Here is a 798-nt window from a genome sequence, read left to right as displayed (position 1 = left end):
ATGAAGAAGAAATCGCCCGGCGCACTGAAGAAACTGCTACCCTTACCGGAATTGAAGCCTTGCTCGACCGTCCTCCCCACCACCTGTCGGCAGGTGAACAGCGCCTGGTTGCCCTCTGCGGAATCCTGGCCATGAAACCCCGCCTGCTGATCATGGATGAGCCGACTTCAGATCTTGATATCCGTTACCGCCGCCGGTTGATCAGAATCCTTGAGAGTATGAACGACAAGACTTTGCTTATTGCCTCCCACGACCTGGAGTTTATTCTGGAGACCTGTGAACGGGTCATCCTGCTTGAAGGAGGAACCATCCAGGCTGATGGAAACCCTTCGGAAATTATGGGCAGTGAATCCCTGATGGAAAAACACGGCCTCGAAGTTCCCCACTCCCTTTCGGCTACCTGGCACCGCCACAGGAAGTAGACCAAATAATTTCGGGACACATTAGTTAATTATATTTTCTGATAATTTAGCCCAGCATGTCGGCCAGCCCCGAGGCGCGCTTAATGGACTGGTCGACACCTGAATTAAGCACTTCAGCCGAACCGACAATTACTACCGACTTTTTCGCTCTTGTAACCGCCGTATAGAGCAGTTCCCTGGTCAGCGGGCGAACATGGACTTCGGGTAAAACAATGGCCACATTTTCATATTCCGAACCCTGGGCTTTATGCACCGTGGTGGCCCAGGCCGGTTCCAGTCTTCCCCTGAGTGTTTCGAGGGGATAGGCTACGAAGCTTCCACTCCGCGGAAACAGAGCCATCGGCTCGGCAGAACGCTGCCTGGTCGCCGACTCCAG

The 798-nt window shown here is 53.8% G+C and carries 2 protein-coding genes; one reads left to right on the top strand and one right to left on the bottom strand.

From position 1 onward, the window contains the following. The coding region (locus SCJ97_11620; GenBank protein MDW7740676.1) for an energy-coupling factor ABC transporter ATP-binding protein at positions 1–422 on the top strand (422 nt) is incomplete at its 5' end. Positions 423–468: 46 nt separating this feature from the next. Here SCJ97_11620 and SCJ97_11615 read toward each other — a convergent pair. Continuing rightward, the coding region (locus SCJ97_11615; protein MDW7740675.1) for an ATP-dependent RecD-like DNA helicase at positions 469–798 on the bottom strand (330 nt) is incomplete at its 5' end.

Source organism: Bacillota bacterium, assembly GCA_033549065.1.
In the GTDB taxonomy this organism is placed as follows: domain Bacteria; phylum Bacillota; class Dethiobacteria; order DTU022; family DTU022; genus JAWSUE01.
The sequence above is the reverse complement of the archived record's forward strand: the minus strand, read 5'-3'. Positions and strand labels throughout refer to the sequence as shown.